Source organism: Methylobacterium sp. P1-11 (assembly GCF_008329595.1).
GTDB lineage: Bacteria > Pseudomonadota > Alphaproteobacteria > Rhizobiales > Beijerinckiaceae > Methylobacterium.
Genome location: NZ_NPKS01000103.1, coordinates 1 through 903, shown reverse-complemented (window position 1 = coordinate 903; position 903 = coordinate 1). Strand labels below are relative to the sequence as shown.

The following is a 903-nucleotide window of genomic DNA, read 5'->3' as shown; positions in this document are numbered from 1 at the left end:
GGCTGCACGTACCTGCCCGCGGCGGGTCCGACGGCGAGTGCGATCCAGGCCGGGGCTGAGGTGGCCACGGCCGATGGCGGCCTGCTGGCCCGCTACGAGATCATCGACGTCACGCCCTCGGTGGTCGAGTCCCTGCGCGGCCGCCCGCTCGACAGCCTGCTCGCCTCCTTCGGCGACCACCGTCCCTCCTCGGAGCCGGTCATCGGCATCGGCGACATGGTCTCGGTCTCCATCTGGGAAGCCGGGTCCGGCGGCCTGTTCTCCGGGCCGCTGGTGGCCGACCGCTTCTCGGCCGGGTCCAAATCCGCCCTGATCCCCGAGCAGCCCGTCGGGCGCGACGGCGCCATCTCGGTGCCCTATGCCGGCCGCATCAAGGTCGCCGGCCGCCGCACCCAGGACGTCCAGGCGCTCATCGAGAACGAACTCGCCGGCAAGGCCATCCAGCCGCAGGTGCTGGTCTCGGTCACCCGGCCGATCTCACAGGCGGTCACCGTCACCGGCGAGGGCGCCGCCGGCGCCCGCCTGCCGCTCTCGGGCCACGGCGACCGCATCCTCGACGTCATCGCCGCCGCCGGCGGCAACCGCGCGCCGGTCAACGAGACCTTCGTGCGGCTCTCGCGCGGGCCGGTGACCGCGACCGTGCCGCTGACCACGGTGGTGTCCAACCCCAAGGAGAACATCTACCTGCGGCCCAACGACGTGCTCACCCTGGTGCGCGACCCGCAGACCTTCATCGCGGTGGGCGCGCTGGGCAACAGCACCGAGCTGCCGTTCCAGGCCGACGGCATCACCCTGGCGCAGGCCCTGGCCAAGGCGCGCGGCCTGTCCGACTTCGCCGCCGATCCGGCCGGAACCTTCATCTTCCGGTTCGAGCCGGCCAGCGTGGTGCGGCGCCTCAGCCCC

The 903-nt window shown here is 73.2% G+C and carries 1 protein-coding gene; it reads left to right on the top strand.

Annotated elements, in window-relative coordinates; all coding sequences use genetic code 11:
* The coding region (locus CIW48_RS32905) for a polysaccharide biosynthesis/export family protein (RefSeq protein ID WP_149314515.1) at positions 1 to 903 on the top strand (903 nt) is incomplete at both ends.